General features: G+C 55.4%; 18 protein-coding genes and 1 tRNA gene. 10 read left to right on the forward strand and 9 right to left on the reverse strand.

Annotated elements, in window-relative coordinates; all coding sequences use genetic code 11:
• Positions 1-2: 2 nt before the first annotated feature.
• The 4 genes from H8527_RS07295 to H8527_RS07310 are packed head-to-tail and all read right to left on the reverse strand — an operon-like array spanning position 3 to position 3,257.
• Positions 3-818 (reverse strand): metal ABC transporter permease, encoded by an 816-nt coding sequence (locus tag H8527_RS07295; RefSeq protein ID WP_187546941.1) that lies wholly within the window; start codon positions 816-818, stop codon positions 3-5.
• A gap of 37 nt (positions 819-855) precedes the next feature.
• The gene (locus tag H8527_RS07300) at positions 856-1,287 is read right to left on the reverse strand and encodes a phospholipase (protein WP_187546942.1); all 432 of its coding nucleotides are present in this window, start codon (positions 1,285-1,287) and stop codon (positions 856-858) included.
• Positions 1,288-1,326: 39 nt separating this feature from the next.
• The gene (locus H8527_RS07305; RefSeq protein ID WP_187546944.1) at positions 1,327-2,559 is read right to left on the reverse strand and encodes a 3-phosphoshikimate 1-carboxyvinyltransferase; all 1,233 of its coding nucleotides are present in this window, start codon (positions 2,557-2,559) and stop codon (positions 1,327-1,329) included.
• A gap of 44 nt (positions 2,560-2,603) precedes the next feature.
• Positions 2,604-3,257, reverse strand: a complete 654-nt coding sequence (locus H8527_RS07310) for a DedA family protein (RefSeq protein ID WP_187546945.1) — start codon at positions 3,255-3,257, stop codon at positions 2,604-2,606.
• 1,083 nt (positions 3,258-4,340) lie between these two features.
• Between H8527_RS07310 and lysS the strand changes: the two genes are divergently transcribed.
• The 7 genes from lysS to H8527_RS07345 all read left to right on the forward strand — a co-directional run bounded on the left by lysS (position 4,341) and on the right by H8527_RS07345 (position 10,539).
• Positions 4,341-6,083 (forward strand): lysine--tRNA ligase, encoded by a 1,743-nt coding sequence (gene lysS, locus H8527_RS07315; RefSeq protein ID WP_187546947.1) that lies wholly within the window; start codon positions 4,341-4,343, stop codon positions 6,081-6,083.
• Between the two features lie 77 nt (positions 6,084-6,160).
• Positions 6,161-7,213: an NAD(P)H-dependent glycerol-3-phosphate dehydrogenase gene (locus H8527_RS07320; RefSeq protein WP_187546949.1), complete on the forward strand. Its 1,053-nt coding sequence runs from the start codon at positions 6,161-6,163 to the stop codon at positions 7,211-7,213.
• A gap of 33 nt (positions 7,214-7,246) precedes the next feature.
• On the forward strand, positions 7,247-8,611 hold the full coding sequence (locus tag H8527_RS07325; protein ID WP_187546951.1) for an NAD(P)/FAD-dependent oxidoreductase: 1,365 nt from the start codon (positions 7,247-7,249) through the stop codon (positions 8,609-8,611).
• 30 nt (positions 8,612-8,641) lie between these two features.
• Positions 8,642-9,292: a 7-cyano-7-deazaguanine synthase QueC gene (gene queC, locus H8527_RS07330; protein WP_187546952.1), complete on the forward strand. Its 651-nt coding sequence runs from the start codon at positions 8,642-8,644 to the stop codon at positions 9,290-9,292.
• A gap of 12 nt (positions 9,293-9,304) precedes the next feature.
• A complete protein-coding gene (gene queF, locus H8527_RS07335) occupies positions 9,305-9,769 on the forward strand; it encodes a preQ(1) synthase (RefSeq protein WP_187546954.1) in 465 nt (154 codons plus the stop codon).
• Between the two features lie 10 nt (positions 9,770-9,779).
• Positions 9,780-10,079, forward strand: a complete 300-nt coding sequence (locus tag H8527_RS07340) for a septum formation initiator family protein (protein ID WP_187546956.1) — start codon at positions 9,780-9,782, stop codon at positions 10,077-10,079.
• Between the two features lie 79 nt (positions 10,080-10,158).
• On the forward strand, positions 10,159-10,539 hold the full coding sequence (locus tag H8527_RS07345; RefSeq protein ID WP_370539235.1) for a hypothetical protein: 381 nt from the start codon (positions 10,159-10,161) through the stop codon (positions 10,537-10,539).
• A gap of 212 nt (positions 10,540-10,751) precedes the next feature.
• Here the strand turns inward: H8527_RS07345 and H8527_RS07350 are convergent, their stop codons facing one another.
• From H8527_RS07350 to H8527_RS07370, 5 genes are all read right to left on the reverse strand, one after another.
• Positions 10,752-11,012 carry a hypothetical protein gene (locus H8527_RS07350; protein ID WP_187546958.1) on the reverse strand — a complete coding sequence of 87 codons (261 nt, stop codon included), beginning with the start codon at positions 11,010-11,012 and terminating at the stop codon, positions 10,752-10,754.
• Between the two features lie 173 nt (positions 11,013-11,185).
• Positions 11,186-11,668 carry a low molecular weight protein-tyrosine-phosphatase gene (locus H8527_RS07355; protein WP_187546959.1) on the reverse strand — a complete coding sequence of 161 codons (483 nt, stop codon included), beginning with the start codon at positions 11,666-11,668 and terminating at the stop codon, positions 11,186-11,188.
• Positions 11,668-12,240 carry a sugar O-acetyltransferase gene (locus H8527_RS07360; RefSeq protein ID WP_187546961.1) on the reverse strand — a complete coding sequence of 191 codons (573 nt, stop codon included), beginning with the start codon at positions 12,238-12,240 and terminating at the stop codon, positions 11,668-11,670. The genes H8527_RS07355 and H8527_RS07360 overlap by 1 nt, the downstream gene beginning before the upstream one ends.
• Before the next feature lie 32 nt (positions 12,241-12,272).
• Positions 12,273-12,857 (reverse strand): hypothetical protein, encoded by a 585-nt coding sequence (locus H8527_RS07365; RefSeq protein ID WP_187546963.1) that lies wholly within the window; start codon positions 12,855-12,857, stop codon positions 12,273-12,275.
• Between the two features lie 609 nt (positions 12,858-13,466).
• Positions 13,467-13,949, reverse strand: coding sequence for an arginine repressor (locus tag H8527_RS07370; protein WP_187546964.1), 483 nt, complete (start codon positions 13,947-13,949; stop codon positions 13,467-13,469).
• A 718-nt stretch (positions 13,950-14,667) separates the two neighbouring features.
• On the opposite strand from H8527_RS07370, the gene H8527_RS07375 reads away from it, so the two are divergent.
• The 3 genes from H8527_RS07375 to H8527_RS07385 all read left to right on the forward strand — a co-directional run bounded on the left by H8527_RS07375 (position 14,668) and on the right by H8527_RS07385 (position 18,008).
• Positions 14,668-14,738 (forward strand) — tRNA-Gln (locus H8527_RS07375).
• A gap of 133 nt (positions 14,739-14,871) precedes the next feature.
• Positions 14,872-15,663 carry a TerB family tellurite resistance protein gene (locus tag H8527_RS07380; protein ID WP_187546966.1) on the forward strand — a complete coding sequence of 264 codons (792 nt, stop codon included), beginning with the start codon at positions 14,872-14,874 and terminating at the stop codon, positions 15,661-15,663.
• Positions 15,664-15,731: 68 nt separating this feature from the next.
• Positions 15,732-18,008: a cation:proton antiporter gene (locus H8527_RS07385; RefSeq protein ID WP_187546968.1), complete on the forward strand. Its 2,277-nt coding sequence runs from the start codon at positions 15,732-15,734 to the stop codon at positions 18,006-18,008.
• The last annotated feature ends 76 nt before the right edge of the window (positions 18,009-18,084 follow it).

The following is an 18,084-nucleotide window of genomic DNA, read 5'->3' on the forward strand; positions in this document are numbered from 1 at the left end:
CCTTATCGAAAATAACGCGCCACGAGGCGTTTTATTGTTCCGGCAGCGAAGTAGACCATCACGCTTACCACGATGATGGCCGCTCCCGAGGGCACGTTGAGTAGATAGGAGAGCGTCAGTCCGCCCACGCAGTCGGCCAGCCCGATGCCCATCGACAAGAGGGCGGTGCGGCGAAAGGTATGCACGAACAGCGCGGCGGTGAGTTGCGGGATGGAGAGGAGCGAAATGACCATCACGATGCCCACCATGCGCAGGCAGCCCACGATGGTCAGGGCGGTCAGGGCGGTGAGCAGGCGTTCGAGGGTGCGCACGGGCAGCCCTTGCGTGAAGGCAAAGTCGCGGTCGTAGGCCACAGCCACGATGCTGCGCTCCAAGAGCAAGAAAAAGAGCAACGTTGTCAGTGTCAAAATGCCCATCCCCACGAGGTCGGCGTGGGCGATGCTGAGAATATCGCCGAAAAGATAGGCCGGAAGGTCGGTCATAAAACCGGGAGCGAGATAAGCAAAAAGAATGCCGATGCTCATGCCCAGCGTCCAAATCATCGCCACCGCACTGTCCTCACGCACCGTGCGCCGACGGCTCAGCCAGTCGATGCCCAGTCCGCTCCCCAAGGCAAACAGCGTGGCGCCCAACAATGGCGAAAAACCGAAGAAGGCTCCGATGCCCACACCGCCGAGCGAAGCGTGCGCCATACCGCCGCCGGCAATGACCAGCCGCCGCGTCACAACGTACGTGCCCACAAGACCGCAAAGGATGCTTGTGAGCACTGCCCCCAAAAGGGCGTTCTGAAAAAAAGCGTAAGTGAAAATAGAAGGCATATTTGACAAGTGCTGTGTGTAAAGAGGACGACAATTCTTATTCGGCGGGGTGCGTGCGGCGTTCGCCCACGAGCAGGATGACGTCGTCTTTCAGTTCGTCGGGGAGTGCCACGCCCCGCAGTTGGAGCGAACGCACCCATCCGGCCACCTCTTCCGAGCGCAACGTGGTGAGCACGTCGGTAAATTCTTCGATGGCGGCAGCGTCATAGCCCGAGGAGGGGTGGCCGCGAAATCGGTCCAACTCCTCGTCTTCGTAGTATTCGATGCCTTTGCTCACCGCCGCCAGAAGACTGTCTTTTTCGCACGTTTCGTGCTGACCGCAGCAACCGATGGCTGCTCCTTGGCGCACTTCGGGCATTTGGTCGATGATTCCGGCACGCACCTGTCGGCCGTACCACCATTGGCGCACCAGTCCGGCCACGGCAGCCACAACGCCCAGCGCGATGAGAAGGAGAAGGAGCGGAAGCATAAAAACGAAAGAGGATAAAAAACGAAGAACGTGGAGAAGTTATGGGTGACCGAAATGAGCGAGGTCGTCCCAGAAAGAGGGATAGGACTTCGACACCACCTCGGGATGTTGGATGTCCACCTCACGGCAGCAATAGGCCGTGGGGGCAAAAGCCATTGCCATGCGGTGGTCGCTGTAAGTAGCGACACTCACCCTCGCATCGGCCAAGTCCGCAGCCTGGGGCGTGGGCGTAAAGGCCAGTTCGCCCGGCGCTGGTTCGGAGAGCGTGATGCCATATTTGGCCAGCTCGGCCGTGAGGGCGGCAATGCGGTCGGTCTCTTTGATTTTCAGGGTGTGCAACCCTTTGAAGTGGAAGGCGCGTCGCAGCATGGCGCACGTCACCACGAGAGTTTGTGCCAAGTCGGGACAGTCGCCCAAATCGGCGTGGAGCGCTCCCTCGGTCGATGGGGTGCGGCGCAGCCAAATTCCGTCGGGCGCCGGCGTGGTGGCGACGCCCAAAGGGGCAAACAGCCGTGCGCAAACGCTGTCGCCCTGGGCGCTGTCGAGCGAAAGGTGGCGCAGGAAAAGTTGTGCATCGGCATCGGGCGAGAGGGCGAGCAGTTCGTACCAGTAGGAGGCAGCGCTCCAGTCGGGCTCGATGGAGTAGTTGGTGGGCGGATGGTAGTCGGTCGAGGGCACAACGATGGTGTTCGTGTCAGTCTCCCATCGGCTTTCCACGCCAAACTCTCGCATCAGCCGCAGCGTCATGCGCAGATAGGGCAGCGAGGTGGGCACTCCCTTCAAGCGCAACTGCAATCCGCGTTCGAGGGTGGGAGCAATCATCAATAGGGCAGAGACGTATTGCGAACTCCAGTGGGCCGGCACTTCCAACTCTCCACCGGCTAAGCACTTTCCCACGATGCGCAGCGGTGGATAGCCTTCCTGTCCGAGGCATTCGATGTCGGCGCCCAAACTCCGCAACGCATCCACCAGTATCCCGATGGGACGTTGCTGCATGCGCTCCGTACCGGTGAGCACGTGAGTTTCTCCCACTCTTGTGGCATAAAAAGCGGTGAGAAAGCGCATCGCCGTGCCGGCTGCACCGATATCGACCACTTCGGGATGGGCACTCAAGGCGTCCACCACAGCGCGGGTGTCGTCGCAGTCCGAGAGGTGGTGCAGCCGTCCCGGTCGGGCCGACAGGGCATTGAGCACCAGCGCGCGCGCCGACAGACTTTTGCTGGGAGGGAGCGTCACCACGCCATTTAAGGAAGAGGGGAGCGAAACGAGCATAGGACAATCTGTGTTTTAGAAAAGCAGAAGAGGGACGATGCCAATCAAGACTGCACGTTCGACTTCTTTTTTTGCTTCGCACGCATCACCATAATCACCACAAACACGACCACAGAGGTCGCCAGCCCAGAGCCGATGAGGTGACTGTATTTCTCGGCGGTGCTCACCACTTGCTCGCGAGTGGTCAGTCCCGGCACGCGAGAGAGGGCAAACCCGATGGTGGCCAACACGCAGTTCCACGCTCCGGCACCTAAAGTGGTGTAGAGCAGAAATTTGCCCAGGTGCATGCGAGCCAATCCGGCCGGAATACTGATGAGCTGTCGCACCGCAGGAATGAGGCGTCCCACGAGGGTGGAGGTCACCCCATGGCGGTTGAAATAGGCCTCGGCATTCGCCACCTTCTCCGCATCGAGCAGCAGGAGATGTCCCCATCGGCTGTCGGCCAAGCGATAGATGAGCGGACGTCCCAGCCAGCGTGCGAGATAGTAATTGACCAGCGCACCGATGTCGGCACCGAGGGTAGCAAAGACCACCACGAGCACAATGTTGAGCTGCCCGTCGCCGGTCGAGGCCAACCACGCTGCCGGCGGCACCACCACTTCCGAAGGAAAGGGTATGAACGAACTTTCAATGGCCATGAAGAGCGTGATGACCCAATAACTGAGATGATTGAGCACCCACGAGATGATGACTTCCATAACGAAACAATAAGTTTTTGGTGACTTTTAGTTTGTGCAAAGGTACGAAAAAGAATGCGCTTTGCCAAATTGCCCTCAAAATTTGCCACACCCCCTCCTCATCGCCTTTCGTCTTGTTTTTCTCTTCTTTCTCCCTCGGTTTGATGTGTGATTGTAAAAAACAGCCCTATCCTTTGTGGATAAGAATGGAATGTGTGATTTTGCAGCGTGGGAGTGTAATGATAACCATTGAGAGCCGGGGAATACCCTGCGCGCCCTGAGACCATAGTGCAGCTGTGGTCTCTTGTATTTTATGACCTTCCTCCATAATCTCTCTCGCACACACCCGCCTCGAAGGGGGGCATTTGATTAGCCGTAGGCGAGGAGGACGAAGGACGACGAACCTACGGACGGCCCAACGCCGAAGAGAGCCTCCCCGGAGGGGGCGAATATCAGAATCGACAGCGTTGCTGATATTCGCCCACCAACGACAACAACTGAAAAAACTCAGAGATAGGAAAATCTACCTCAGAGGTAGAAAAAACTATCTCTGAGGTAGGAGAAACGGTATAGGAGAAAAAACGAAGGAGGAGGGAAGTTTTCGTTTTTTTTGATGATGGGGCAGTCTTTTGATGGCGGCTCGCCCCCTGCCGAATTCTTTCTGCCCGCGGTCGTCGTTTCTCCCATATCATTTCCCGCGTGCACGCATTCGTTTTCTCGCGCGCACGCGCGTATATACATTAAATGTCGTGTTTTTTGCCTTCACTGCCTTCACCGCGATGTCGAAAGAAGAGGCGAAAAGGGCTTGGGGTGAAGGCAAAAAACGCATTTTGCCTTCACTCAAAACCATCTGAAACACTGTGTCTTACGGCCGGAGGTGAAGGAGTGAAGGCAAATGTTGCACACTATTGTAGAGTATACGCGCGCGAGGAGAGGATGCTTACCGAGAAAGGGCGGGGACGAAAATAAATCAAGGGCAGACGGATTTCTTCAAAAAGAAATTCGTAATTTTGCCACAAATACCAAAATCATCACACCTTGCCCAAGCTGTCTCCCACAAGAGATGGCTCGGGTGGGGTGGTTCAACCTCAGACATTCACCCTTATGAATATCCTCGAACTCAGCGAACAAGAAATTGCACGCCGCAACTCCCTCAACGAAATCCGCGCCTTGGGCATCGACCCCTATCCTGCCGCCGAATATCCCACCAACGCTTTCAGCGACGACATCCTCGCCAACTTCCGCGATGAGGAGGAAACGCCTCGCGAGGTGTGCGTGGCCGGCCGTATGATGGGACGCCGCGTGATGGGCAAAGCCACTTTCCTCGAACTGCTCGACTCTCGTGGTCGCATCCAAATCTACATCAGCCGCGATGAGATTTGCCCCGAAGAGGACAAGACGACGTACAACTCGCTCGTGAAGAAACTCCTCGACCTCGGCGATTTTGTCGGTGTCAAAGGCTACGTGTTCCGCACGAAAACAGGCGAAATCTCTGTTCACGCCCGCGAAATCACCCTCCTCTCCAAGAGCCTCAAACCGCTCCCCATGCCTAAGGAGAAGGACGGTGAAGTGTTCGACGCATTCTCCGATCCCGAATTGCGCTATCGCCGTCGCTACATTGACCTTGTGGTCAATCCGCAGGTGAAGGACACCTTCTACAAGCGTGCAAAAGCCATCACTACCCTCCGCAGCATCCTCGACGAAGCGGGCTACACGGAGGTGGAAACCCCCACGTTGCAAAACATTCCCGGCGGTGCATCGGCGCGCCCCTTCATCACGCACTTCAACGCGCTCAATCAGCAGATGTATTGCCGCATCGCCACCGAACTTTATCTCAAGCGGCTCATCGTGGGCGGATTTGAGGGCGTGTACGAAATCGGCAAAAACTTCCGCAACGAGGGTATGGACCGCACCCACAATCCCGAGTTCACCTGCATGGAGCTCTACGTTCAGTATAAAGACTATAACTGGATGATGGACTTCACCGAGCAGATGCTCGAGAAGATTTGCATCGCCGTGAACGGCACTACCGAAACTGTGGTGGACGGCAAGACTATTAGTTTCAAAGCTCCTTATCGCCGTCTCCCCATCCTCGACGCCATCAAGGAGCAAACCGGCTACGACCTCAACGGCATGAGCGAGGAGGAAATGCGCACCGTGGCCGAAAAGCTCGGCATCGAAGTGGACGAAACGATGGGCAAGGGTAAGCTCATCGACGAGATTTTCGGTGAAACCTGCGAAGGCACGTTCATTCAGCCCACTTTCATCACCGACTACCCCGTGGAGATGTCGCCCCTGACGAAGATGCACCGCAGCAAACCCGGTCTGACGGAACGCTTCGAACTGATGGTTAACGGTAAGGAATTGGCCAATGCCTACTCCGAACTCAACGACCCCATCGACCAAGAAGAGCGTTTTGTAGAACAAATGCGCCTTGCTGACAAGGGCGATGACGAGGCGATGCTCATTGACCAAGATTTCCTGCGTGCCCTCCAATACGGTATGCCCCCCACTTCGGGCATCGGCATCGGCATCGACCGCCTCGTCATGCTCCTCACGGGCAACACCGCCATTCAAGAAGTGCTCTTCTTCCCGCAGATGAAGCCCGAAAAGCTCGCTGCCAAAGACAAGGCCGAAGCCTACGCTCCCTATGGCATCGCGGCCGACCTCGTGCCGGTGCTTCAGAAGGTGGGCTACTATCTCGTGCAAGACCTCAGTGGTGCCAACCCGCAGAAGGTGCAACAGCAGATGGGCGAGGTGATCAAGAAGTTCAAACTCGACATCGAAAAGCCCTCCGTGGCCGACATCGCGGCGTGGGTGGAAGCCATCGACAAGACGGCACAATAAGGAGAGGTTCATGCGACACGCCCTTTCGTTCGTCGCCTCTTTCTTCTTGTATTCCTCGTCTTTAACTCGCTAACGTCATGCCCAGTCTTAGTTCTTTTTTCGGTTTCGGCACTTCGTCCGAAGAGAACCGCCCCACAGAGTTTCCAGGAGCCATTGCCATCATCGGCAGTGGTTCGTGGGCAACTGCTGTGGCCAAAATCGTGTTGGAGAGTGTGCCCGAAATCTGGTGGTATGTGCGTCGCGAAGAGACCATCGATGATTTTAAGCGGATGGAACACAATCCGTCCTACCTCACCACGGTGAAGTTTCCCATCGACCGCATCCACTTCTCGACGGACATCAACGAGGTGGTGCGTGAGGCCGATACGCTCATTTTCATCACTCCTTCGCCCTACCTCAAAGCGCAACTCAAGCGCCTCAAAGTGAAGCTCCACAACAAGTGCATCATGACGGCTATCAAGGGGATTGTGCCCGATGAGAACGTGGTGTGCACGGAATACTTCCGCACGCAATATGGTGTGCCCGAGGAGCAACTGATGGTGCTGGGCGGGCCGAGCCATGCCGAGGAAGTGGCGCTCGACCGCCTCACCTACCTCACCGTGGGGTGTAGCAATGTGGAGCGAGCGCGAGTGATGGCCCATTTGCTAGCCAACCACTATGTCAAGACTTCCACGTCGGACGATGTGATTGGCATCGAATATGCGGCCGTGCTGAAGAACGTCTACGCCATCGCCGCCGGTATCTGTGCGGGCTTGAAGTATGGCGACAATTTCCTCTCCGTGCTCCTGTCGAGCGCTGTGCAGGAGATGCACCGTTTCCTCCGCGCTGTCTATCCCATCGAGCGCAACGTCTACGACAGTGCCTACTTGGGCGACCTCCTCGTGACGGCCTACTCCAACTTCTCGCGCAATCGTGTGTTTGGGCAGATGATAGGGAAGGGCTACAGCGTGAAGAGTGCGCAGATGGAGATGGAGATGATTGCCGAAGGCTATTACGGCGTGAAGTGCATGAAGAGCATCAACCGCCGCCACCACGTCAATATGCCCATCCTCGATGCGGTCTACAACATCCTCTACGAGCGCATTTCGCCCACCATCGAAATCAAACTCCTCACCGACTCTTTGCGATAACCACACCAACTTCAACAGACTTATACTGAAACTATGGCTTTCAACCTCCCCAAAACCGACAAAAAGCGCGTCGTCATCGTAGGTGGTGGCTTTGGCGGTCTCAAACTGGCCAACAAACTCCGCAACTCCGACTTCCAAGTGGTCTTGGTGGACCGCAACAACTACCACCAGTTTCCTCCGCTCATCTACCAAATTGCCTCGGCCGGCATCGAGCCGAGTAGTATTTCTTTCCCGTTCCGCAAAATCTTCCAGAAGCGCGACAACTTCTTCTTCCGTATGGCAGAGGTGCGGAGCGTCTTTCCGGAGCAAAACATCCTCCAAACCTCCATCGGCAAGGTGCGCTACGACTATCTCGTGCTCGCAGCGGGTACCACAACCAATTTCTTCGGCAACAAAAATGTCGAGGAACACGCCATTCCGATGAAGAACGTGAGTGAGGCGATGGGATTACGCAATGCGCTGCTCGAAAACTTTGAACGCGCTCTCACCTGCGCTTCCGAAACGGAACGTCAGGAGTTGCTCAACGTGGTCATCGTGGGCGGCGGCGCCACGGGAGTGGAAGTGGCCGGCGCACTCTCGGAGATGAAAAATCACGTCCTGCCGAAGGACTATCCCGATATGCCGTCGAGCCTGATGAACATTTACCTCATCGAGGCCGGAACGCGTTTGCTCCCCGCCATGAGCGAACAAACCTCGCAACACGTGCTCAACTATCTGCGCAAGATGGGGGTGAACGTGTTGCTCAACAAGATGGTGACGGACTACGATCACCACCGCGTCATCCTCAAAGACGGCAGCCAGATTGCCACACGCACCTTTATCTGGGTGAGCGGTGTGGCCGCAGAGAAGATTACCAACCTCGACGGCGAACACCTCGGACGAGGCGCACGCATCATCGTGGACGAACACAACCGCGTGAAGGGTTTTGACAACATTTTCTCCATCGGCGACCAATGTATCATGCCCGAAGGCGATCCCAACTATCCCGGTGGGCATCCGCAGTTGGCGCAAGTGGCCATTCAGCAAGGAAAACTCTTGGCGCGCAACCTCAAAGCGCTGGAGAAGGGCAAGTCGCTCAAATCCTTCCGCTACCGCAACCTCGGTGCAATGGCCACGGTGGGACGCAACCGCGCCGTAGCGGAGTTCAGCACGATGAAGATGGCTGGTTTCTGGGCTTGGATCATGTGGCTCGTGGTGCATCTGCGCTCCATCCTCGGTATCCGTAACAAGAGCATCGTCCTCTTCAACTGGGTGTGGAACTATTTCTCCTACGCTCAATCGCTGCGCTTCATCGTCTACGCCCGCAAAGCCAAAGAGGTGGTAGACCGCCAAGCACGCCTCGCCTCGCAACACTGGGGCAACGACCTCAACAGCAAGGGCGTCGATGCCGAAGAATAATCTCGCCCTCTCCCAACTCACAAGAACTTTATGAAAAGAAACAAAGCGCTTGTCGTGCTCTCGGGCGGACAAGATTCTACCACCTGCCTCTTTTGGGCGCTTCGCCATTTTGAAGAGGTACACGCCCTCTCCTTCACCTACGGGCAGAAGCACGCGCAGGAGGTCGACATCGCCCGCACCATCTGCCAAGAGCAAAACGTGCCGTTCGAGGTGATGGACATCCCCCTCATCGGGCAGCTCGGACGCAACTCCCTCACCGACACTTCCATGGAGATGGACACGGAAAAACCTTCCGACAGTCCTCCCAACACTTTCGTACCAGGCCGCAACCTCTTCTTTTTGAGCATCGCCGCCGTCCACGCTCGCGAGAAGGGCATCTTCGACCTCATCACTGGTGTGGGACAAACCGACTTTTCCGGTTATCCCGACTGCCGCGACGCCTTCATCAAGAGCCTGAACGTCACACTCAACCTCGCCATGGATGAGCAATTCTGCATCCACACGCCGCTCATGTGGCTCGATAAAGCACAAACTTGGGCGCTGGCCGACAAACTCGGCGTGCTCGACCTCATCCGCCACCGCACCCTCACTTGCTACAACGGCATCGTGGGCGATGGCTGCGGCGAATGTCCCGCCTGCAAGCTCCGCAATGCCGGATTGCAGCAATATCTCCACCCCTAATTCCCCTCCACCATGTCCCAACGCGAAACAGAAGGCTTGCAGCACCTCGGCAGCCAGGGCACAAAATACCCCACCGACTACGCCCCCGAAATGCTTGAGTCGTTCGTCAACAAACACCCCGACAACGACTACTGGGTGCGCTTCAACTGTCCCGAATTTACGTCCCTCTGTCCCATCACCGGACAGCCCGACTATGCCGAAATCCGCATCGCCTACATCCCCGACGTCCGTATGGTCGAGAGCAAGAGCCTCAAACTCTACCTCTTCTCCTTCCGCAACCACGGCGACTTCCACGAGGATTGTGTTAATATCATCATGAAGGACCTCATCCGCCTCATGGACCCGAAATACATCGAAGTGACCGGCCTCTTCACCCCTCGCGGCGGCATCAGCATCTTCCCCTATGCCAACTACGGCCGCCCCGGCACAAAGTTTGAAAAGCTCGCCGAATACCGCTTGCAACAACACGATCTCTAAGCCCCATCTCATGCAGCGCTTTCTTCGCTTCCTCAACCTCCTCTGGTCCGGCCGCTGCTGGCTGACCACGCTTTTCTTCATTGTCGTTGTAGGCTTTGTCGACCACAACAGTTTTCTCAATCTCTTCTTCCTGTTGCAGAAAAACAGCGAACTCAAAGAGGAGATTGCCTACTACGAACAGCAATATGCCGAAGACAGCAAAGCCCTCCGCCTGCTCAACACCTCGGCCGAGGCGGTGGAGAAGGTGGCGCGCGTCAATCTCCTCATGAAAAACGACAACGAAGACGTCTACGTCGTCGTCGAAGAATAGTTGGTAAATCATTGGCCAATCCTTGTCAAAGCACCACTATCGAAGTTCAGTTGCAAAAATCTCCATTCCCCCACCGCTCGTGAAACCCCTCACCTCCCTCCAAAACCTCATCTACCAAATCGGTGGCATCCTGCTCATCGTGGGCGCCATTCTCCCCGTTGTTCCCTCCCTCACCGCCTTTGCGCCCTACGTCTTCACCACGGGCAGCCTGATGTTTGCCACCATGCAACTGCAACAGCGCTACCAGGGGTGCGACATCACCGTGCGCCGCTTGCGTCGGCAGCAAATCGTGGGCGCATTTCTGCTCCTCATCTCTGCCTGCTTGATGCTGATGAAGTGGTTTCACCTCGGTCCGCTCCGTGGCGACGAATGGAAACTCACGTTGGCCATCGCCGCCCTCTTGCAACTTTACACCGCTTTCCGTCTGCCAGCTGCTCTTCGTAAGTCGGAGGAACAATAGCATCTACCTCTTCGCAGAAGACGTAAGAAAGACTGTGCTCCACCTTTCACCGGGTGGAACACAGTCTTTCTTTTTTGGGCAATGGCAAAAAAGAGACCTTCTCTTCAAGCCGCGGAAAAGCAGCATAAGAGCCATCACCTCTTGCAAAAACAAAGCGATGCACAACATTCATTGCACATCGCTCGTCTATCCAAAGAGGCGGGAGAAGAAGATTACTTCTTGTCGCAGGCTTTCTTGTCACAAGCCTTCTTGTCGCCCTTGCAGCACTTCTTTTCACCGGCTTTCTTATCGCAGGCTTTCTTGTCGCAAGCCTTCTTGTCGCAGGTTTTCTTGTCGTCTTTCTTGCCGTCACAGGCCTTCTTGCAGCAAGTCTTTTCTTCCTTCTTCTGTTCTTGGGGAGCTTGTGCCATTGCGCTGACACCGAAAGAGAGCATACCAACGAGGAGGAGGCTCTTGATTACATTGAGTTTCATAGAGATAATATTTTTGATGATTTACGATACGAACTATCCGTATCCGCTACAAAAGTATTTCTTTTTGCTCAAATCACCAAACAAACCACCGACGAACTTCGTTTTTTTGAGTTTTATATGCAGGTGTAGAGTTTTGTTTAGAAAATCGACCTTTTTCCGTGGACGCCTTGCGACTATTTTCTACTCGTCGGTCGAAGCGTTTCGAGCAGTTGTGTGCAGGCATCGTCGCAGAGGTCGATGACCAAGTCGAAGTCGGCCGCATCGCCATAATAGGGATCGGGAATGGAGGCGTAATCCGGATGGTGTGTGAGATAGTCGGAGAGCAACACCACCCGCTCCATATCCTCGGGGCGGGGCGCGAGGTTGCGCAAGCGGCGCAGATTGTCGGCATCCATCGCCACAATGAGATCGAAACGTTGGAAATCGGCCGCCTGCATCGGTCGGGAGCGATGAGTGAGGCGCAGCCCTCGATGGGCGGCAGCAGTGCGCATACGGACATCGGGAAGTTCTCCCTCGTGATAGTCAATCATGCCGGCAGAGTCGATGTGAGGAAAGTGGGCTTCGAGTTGCGCTTGTTTCACCTTTTGTCGAAACACCTCCTCCGCCAAGGGAGAACGACAGATGTTGCCCAAACAGATAAAGAGGATGTTCATCATCAAGAGAGATTAGAGGGATTAGACAGTGTGCGCACCACGCGGCAGGGGTTGCCCACGGCCACCGAGTTGTCGGGGATGTCGCGCACCACCACGCTGCCGGCTCCGATGGTCACATTGTGGCCGATGGTCACGCCCGGCAGGATGGTCGTGCCGCCGCCAATCCATACGTTGTCGCCGATGGTCACAGGACGTGCCCACTCGCGACGCGAGTTGCGCTCCTCCACGTTCGTACTGTGGCAGGCGGTGTAGATGCTCACATTCGGCCCGATGAAGCAGTCGTCGCCGATGGTGACGCGCGCTTCGTCGAGAATGACGAGGTTGAAATTGGCAAAGAAGCGTTCGCCCACCGAGATGTTGCAGCCATAGTCGCAACGGAAAGGCTGATTGATGTTGATTTCTTCGCCCGTCCGCCCGAGGATAGACTTGATGAGGACGGTGCGTTCCGCGAGTTGCGAGGGACGCAGCGCGTTGTAGTCGTAGAGCGCATCGTGGCAGTCCACGATGTGCCCCACCAACTCCGGGTCGGCCGCATCGTAAACGTGCCCGGCAAGCATTTTTTCTTCTTCGGTCATGATCTTCAAGTTCGTTTTTGTGTGCAGTTTTTTCAAAGTCTCTTTTTCGCCATCGCTTTCAACGCATTGCGTTGAGCCGCAGCGATCGCCGGCGAACAAGGGGCGTCATCGAGCCCATGCAGGAGCGCCTTCAGTTCGCATTGCACTTCTGGAAAATGGTGGGTGATTACCATCGCCAGTTTGATGCAAAGGGCAGGAAGATGCGTGTTTTCTTCGGTCGGTGCAATGCGCTGCATGCAGAAGTCGAGCAACTTCATGAGCGTGGGCGAAAGGCGGGCTTCAGCCTGTGCCGGTGTGAGCGACCGCGGCAGGAACTGTTCCAGCAGGTGGAGCACTGTGGTGAGCCAAAGACGCCGCAGGGTGCTGTCGTGAGTGTTCATCGCACAATCTGCCAGCCCCTCGAGGTGCGGTCGTAGGCGCAAGAGCGTCTTCCCCTTCAAGTGGGAGGCCACCCAAGCCGCGTTGATGGTGCAACGCCCTTCGTTGCCCAGCAGGAGTTTGAGCCAAGCGGCCCATAAGTCGGAAGAGGCCGCCGCTTCAAGCCGAGCACAAGTCTGCTTGACTTCCAGCAGCGTGAAGCGGTGGTCGAAGGTGGAGAGAAGTGGTGAGGTCTTCATTAGGGAAGCGGGTACGTTTCTTTACGCGCGTGCGCGTATACACTCTATATAGTGTGCGTTTTTTGCCTTCACTCCTTCACCGATAGTAGAAATCTTTTGATTTTCAGGAAGTTTCGGGTGAAGGCAAATCTTTCCTTTGCCTTCACCCGAAGCCCAATTCCGTATTCTCTAAGTGTGATAGGCACTTGGGGGAGAACAGAATTTGCTTTCACCAATAGGCTGTTGATAATCAGTGTATTAAATCGAAAGGTGAAGGCAGTGAAGGAAAAAAACACAAACTATAATAGTGTACGCGCGTGCGCGCGAGGGAAAATAAGGCGAAAGTCCGGCGCTTGCCGTGGTGGCAAGCCGGCAGCGACATCGAGGGGTGCAGCGAAAACTACCTCAGAGATAAATTCACCCGGCTCAGAGATAGAAAGAACTACCTCTGAGGTAGATGCGGTCCACCCTGAGAACGAAGATTCCGGCAAAGTCAGATACTCCCCCCAAAAAAAACATCAGCATGCGTAGAGGAGAAAGCAAATTTCCCCCTCTACGCATGCTGAACGATGTGCCACAAGATGGTCCATCCCGGCTGTGCGTGAGGGCGGGACGGCAGGATGGGGCAGATTAGAGCAGGATACTCTTGACCGCGGGCAGTACCACGGCCAGTTCATCAATCACCTGTTGGCGGTCTACACCTTCGCGCATGATGGCCAAGATGGTGTCGTCGCCGGCAAGAGTACCGCAGATGGTCTCAAAGCGGTGGCTGTCGATTTCGGTGGTGATGCCGGCGGCATAGCCGGGACGAGTGTGCATCACAACGATGTTGCCGGAAAACTCCAATCCCAAGAATCCGGTGTTGCGCAGAAACTCGGGCACATCGGCCGAGATTTTGCGGCGGTAGAGGGGGTTTTCGGGCAGGATGTAGCGATAGCCGCTCATGCTGGCCACTTTCGCCGCCTTGAGTTTTTGCAAGTCGCGCGAGAGGGTGGCTTGTGTCACTTTGTAGCCTTCGGCAGCCAATTCTTTGAGCAGCGCTTCTTGGCTGCCGATTTCGGTGTTGGTCAGGATGAGGCGGAGCACCTCCATGCGGTCACTTCTTGATTTCATATTCGCAGAATTGTGGTTTTATACGTTGCAAAAATACTATTTTTTTCTTACATACGAAGCTTTATATGCGCAAAAATAGTTTTTTCTTCCGAAATCAATGGGTTTTCTCGGCATTCTATCTTGTTTTATCTTAAAAAAGCGCAACCGGAAAATGTATAATTCGCGGGGTGTATGGTGTCCTCAATGCTGCACAGTCTTTCCGAAGTCCCTCGCATAGCAAAGTTTAGACCGATATTCTCTCCTTACCGCAGGGGGTAAAAAGTAGTGAATATCGATGTCCAAAGCCTTATCTCCTGAGGTCAGAGTTCCGTACGCGTTAGTGGCCCGATGGGCGTCCCCTCCGGGGTGTTCCCTTCGGCATTGGATCGTCCGTAGGTTCGTCGTGCTTCGTCTTCCTCGCCTACGACTCATCAGATGCCCCCCCCCTTCGGGGCGGAAGTCGTTAATGTCCTCTGCTGCCATTGGTTGCACTCTAGTATTGTTCTAACGGAAGATGTACTTCAAAAGAGAAAAAGAGAATGTGTCCCAATTCGATGGTTGGAGCATGTTCTTTTTTCTTTTGTGGTAGAAATCTGAAGAAGAAGGGTTGAGAGAGGTGACTTTTGAGGCGTTTTTTGCGGTGAAAGGCGAAAAAAGCAGCTTTTCCTTTGGGAGAAAACAAAAAAGTATGTACTTTTGCAGTCGTATTCGAGAGGGCATCTCGAACATCCTTTTTGATTGGGGTATGGTGTAATGGTAACACTGCAGATTCTGGTCCTGCCTTTCCTGGTTCGAATCCGGGTACCCCAACACCAGAGGCAACGATGACGCATCGTTGCCTCTTTTCGATTTCAGGTGCTCCGAGACACTGGTGGGCACCCCCCTTTGCTCAGCAGCAATACATCTCGAAATATCAATAATCACCCAAACATAAAGCATCATTATGAGTTTAGGAACTTGGTTAGGCGGCGCAGTCGGCTTCTTTGCTTTCGGCCCTTTGGGGGCTTTGGCCGGTGCGGTGCTGGGACACTTTGCCGAACAAATGTTTTCCGGGGCGGAACTTTCGCCCGACAACGATAATGCGTGGGAGGCCGAGGCCGAGCAACGCCACTATTCAGAGGCCGAGCAACGCAGCGGTTTCCTCTTTTCGCTTCTGGTGCTGGCGGCCTACATCGTGCAGGCCGATGGGCGTATCATGCACAGCGAGATGGAAACCGTGCGCCGCTTCCTGCGCGCCAATTTCGGAGCGGAGGGCGAGCGCGAAGGCGAAGAAATCCTGCACCGCCTGTTTGATTTGCGCAAACACAACGCCCCCAATCTCTACGAACGCTATGTGGCCGACAGCTGCCGACAAATGGCCTTGTCGCTCTCTTACGAACAGCGCTTGCAGCTCCTCGCCTTCTTGGTCGAAATCGCCAAAGCCGACGGGCAGATGGCCGCGAGCGAGCTCGCGGCTTTACGCCGGGTGTCGGCCGGTCTGGGCATGACGCCTGACGAAGTGGACTCGCTGCTCAATCTGGGTGGGAACACCCTCGATGCCGCCTACAAAGTGCTGGAAGTAGCCCCCACGGCCTCTGATGAAGAGGTACGGAAAGCTTACAAGCGCCTGGCTCTCAAGCATCACCCCGACCGCGTGGCCACACTGGGAGAAGACATCCGCCGCGCCGCCGAACGAAAGTTTCAAGAGCTCGGCGAAGCCAAAGATCGCATCTATAAAGCACGCGGCATGCGCTAATCTCCTCCTCACCACGCTTCGGTGAGCAGACTCCCATCAGCAAGACTTACCTTTTCAAATCGACGCCTATGCACGCCCTTCCCCATCTCATTTCCGACCTTGCCCTCATCCTCATTGTAGCAGGTGCTGTCACGTTGCTCTTCAAACGTCTGCATCAACCTTTGGTGTTGGGCTATATCGTGGCCGGTTTCTTGGCCGGCCCTCATTTCTCGCTGGTACCCACAGTGCGCGACCTCAGTTCGATTGAAACTTGGAGCAACATCGGCGTCATCTTCCTCATGTTTACTCTTGGGTTGGAGTTTTCTATGAAAAAAATCGTCAAGATGGGGCTTCGTCCCATTTTAGCAGCCTGCTTGGTGATGGGAAGTATGATTGGAGTGGGCAATGCCGTGGGTTGGTCGTTCGGCTGGAGCAGCACCGACTGTTTGTTTTTAGGCGGTATGCTGGCGATGTCGTCGACCACGATTATCTACAAAGCGTTTGACGAACTGGGGTTGCGTCAGCGCAAGTTTGCCGGCGAAGTGCTTTCGGTGCTCATCCTTGAAGACATTTTGGGCATCTTACTCATGGTCATTCTTTCGGCTACCGCTGCCTCTCAGCAATTTCAAGGAGCGGCACTTGTGACCAGCCTTTTATCCTTAGGCTTCTTCTTGGTGTTGTGGTTTGTCGTGGGCATCTATCTCATCCCTTGGATGCTCAAAAAGACCCGTCCGCTGATGAACGGCGAAACGCTGCTTATCGTGGCTATCGGTCTGTGTTTTCTGCTGGTGGTATTGGCCGATAAAGCCGGCTATTCCGCAGCGTTCGGTGCCTTTATGATGGGAAGTATTTTGGCCGAAACGGTCGAAGCCGAGAGTATAGAGCGTGTGGTAGCTCCGGTAAAAGACCTGTTTGGCGCCATCTTCTTCGTATCGGTGGGTATGCTGGTCGACCCCAAGGTGTTGATTGAATACGGCCCTGCCATTGCCGCAATCACCATAGCCATCCTTTTGGGGCAATCCGTTCTGGGCAGTGGTGCTTTTCTCGTGGCCGGCCACCCCTTGCGCGTGGCGATGCGCTGCGGTTTCTCGTTGGCACAGATCGGTGAATTTGCGTTTATCATCGCCGCGCTGGGCGTATCATTGGGAGTAACGAGCAGTTTCCTCTACCCTGTTGTGGTGGCAGTGAGCATTATCACCACTTTCCTTACGCCCTACATGATAAAAGCGGCCGAACCCACTTATGCGCTCCTTGAACGCGGACTGCCTCGGTCTGTCCGTCGACTGGTGCGGGAGCGTGAAGACAATCTGCGCTCTGAGGAAAACCGCGATTTGGAGCAAAGCCTCACTCCTCTCACGGCTTGGATGCGCTATCTTCGTGCGGTGATTGTGCAAACGGGGGTTTTTCTCGTATTGAGCATTGCCACCATTGCCATTGCCTTCTCCTCCATCCTCCCCATTTCCCGCCAACTGCTGACCCACTGGCCGGGTAATATCCTCACCGGTGTGCTCACGCTGATGCTGCTCGGACTCTTTCTGCGCCCCATCGTGATGCGTAAGAATCACACTGCTATGGCCAAATTCATTGCACGGAAACGTCAAGGGCGGCTGCTGTTGTGGTTGTTGGGCGGGGTACGTTTCGCCATAGCCACAGCCGTAGTGGTCTATGTGCTCGAATTTCTCTCTCCCTTTCGCTGGTACTACCATATTTTAGCGGCCATGGTCGTAGTATTGCTCTTCATACGTCTGCGTCGGGTCAAATACTACAGCATCCGTATGGAGCGTAAGTTCATTCACAACCTTCGTCAGCGTGAGGTGGCCGAACGTCGCCGCAACAGCGATACAGCCTATGTCGGCCGCTTAGCCGCGCGCGATGTGCACTTTGCCCGCCTCGTCGTCCCCACCTGCTCTCGTTGGGGCGGCCGTTCGCTGATGGAACTCGATTTCACCCAGCGCGACGGTATCTTGGTAGCGGCCATCTTGCGACAAGAACAACGCATCAACACCCCCGCAGGCTATAACCGCATCTACCCCGGCGATGTGCTTGAGGTGATTGCCGACGACCAAAGCCTCGAAGCATTTACCCAACGGATGCAGCGCGAAGTCAATGTGCTTCCCTCGGCCGATGGTGCCGATCACACCCTCCGTCTACGTCGTTTCCGTATCCCTTCGGCCTGCAACTTGGTAGGGCTGAGCGTAGCCGAGAGCGGCATCCGCGACCGCTTTCATTGCATGTTGGTGGGCTTTGAGGACGAAGACGGCAACATTGCCATCGCTACAGCTCGGCAAGTCATTGAGCGCCACGCCACCCTTTGGTTGGTCGGCGAAGAGCAACATCTTCACTCTTTTGCGAAATACTTGGTATAACCTCTTTTATGAAACGGCGTGCAAAGTATCCCTTCGCACGCCGTCTTTTTCTTCGACTTCCCTAAATCTCATATCC

It is taken from the genome of Alloprevotella sp. Lung230 (assembly GCF_014385435.1).
Lineage (GTDB): Bacteria > Bacteroidota > Bacteroidia > Bacteroidales > Bacteroidaceae > Alloprevotella.

Coding starts and splice junctions, on each gene's coding strand:
- queC (WP_187546952.1), top strand. CDS start 8,642: ATGAAAAGAAACAAAGCGCTTGTCGTGCTCTCGGGCGGACAAGATTCT.
- queF (WP_187546954.1), top strand. CDS start 9,305: ATGTCCCAACGCGAAACAGAAGGCTTGCAGCACCTCGGCAGCCAGGGC.
- H8527_RS07385 (WP_187546968.1), top strand. CDS start 15,732: ATGCACGCCCTTCCCCATCTCATTTCCGACCTTGCCCTCATCCTCATT.
- lysS (WP_187546947.1), top strand. CDS start 4,341: ATGAATATCCTCGAACTCAGCGAACAAGAAATTGCACGCCGCAACTCC.
- H8527_RS07305 (WP_187546944.1), bottom strand. CDS start 2,559: ATGCTCGTTTCGCTCCCCTCTTCCTTAAATGGCGTGGTGACGCTCCCT.
- H8527_RS07340 (WP_187546956.1), top strand. CDS start 9,780: ATGCAGCGCTTTCTTCGCTTCCTCAACCTCCTCTGGTCCGGCCGCTGC.
- H8527_RS07370 (WP_187546964.1), bottom strand. CDS start 13,949: ATGAAATCAAGAAGTGACCGCATGGAGGTGCTCCGCCTCATCCTGACC.
- H8527_RS07310 (WP_187546945.1), bottom strand. CDS start 3,257: ATGGAAGTCATCATCTCGTGGGTGCTCAATCATCTCAGTTATTGGGTC.
- H8527_RS07320 (WP_187546949.1), top strand. CDS start 6,161: ATGCCCAGTCTTAGTTCTTTTTTCGGTTTCGGCACTTCGTCCGAAGAG.
- H8527_RS07380 (WP_187546966.1), top strand. CDS start 14,872: ATGAGTTTAGGAACTTGGTTAGGCGGCGCAGTCGGCTTCTTTGCTTTC.
- H8527_RS07295 (WP_187546941.1), bottom strand. CDS start 818: ATGCCTTCTATTTTCACTTACGCTTTTTTTCAGAACGCCCTTTTGGGG.
- H8527_RS07360 (WP_187546961.1), bottom strand. CDS start 12,240: ATGACCGAAGAAGAAAAAATGCTTGCCGGGCACGTTTACGATGCGGCC.
- H8527_RS07365 (WP_187546963.1), bottom strand. CDS start 12,857: ATGAAGACCTCACCACTTCTCTCCACCTTCGACCACCGCTTCACGCTG.
- H8527_RS07325 (WP_187546951.1), top strand. CDS start 7,247: ATGGCTTTCAACCTCCCCAAAACCGACAAAAAGCGCGTCGTCATCGTA.
- H8527_RS07300 (WP_187546942.1), bottom strand. CDS start 1,287: ATGCTTCCGCTCCTTCTCCTTCTCATCGCGCTGGGCGTTGTGGCTGCC.
- H8527_RS07350 (WP_187546958.1), bottom strand. CDS start 11,012: ATGAAACTCAATGTAATCAAGAGCCTCCTCCTCGTTGGTATGCTCTCT.
- H8527_RS07355 (WP_187546959.1), bottom strand. CDS start 11,668: ATGATGAACATCCTCTTTATCTGTTTGGGCAACATCTGTCGTTCTCCC.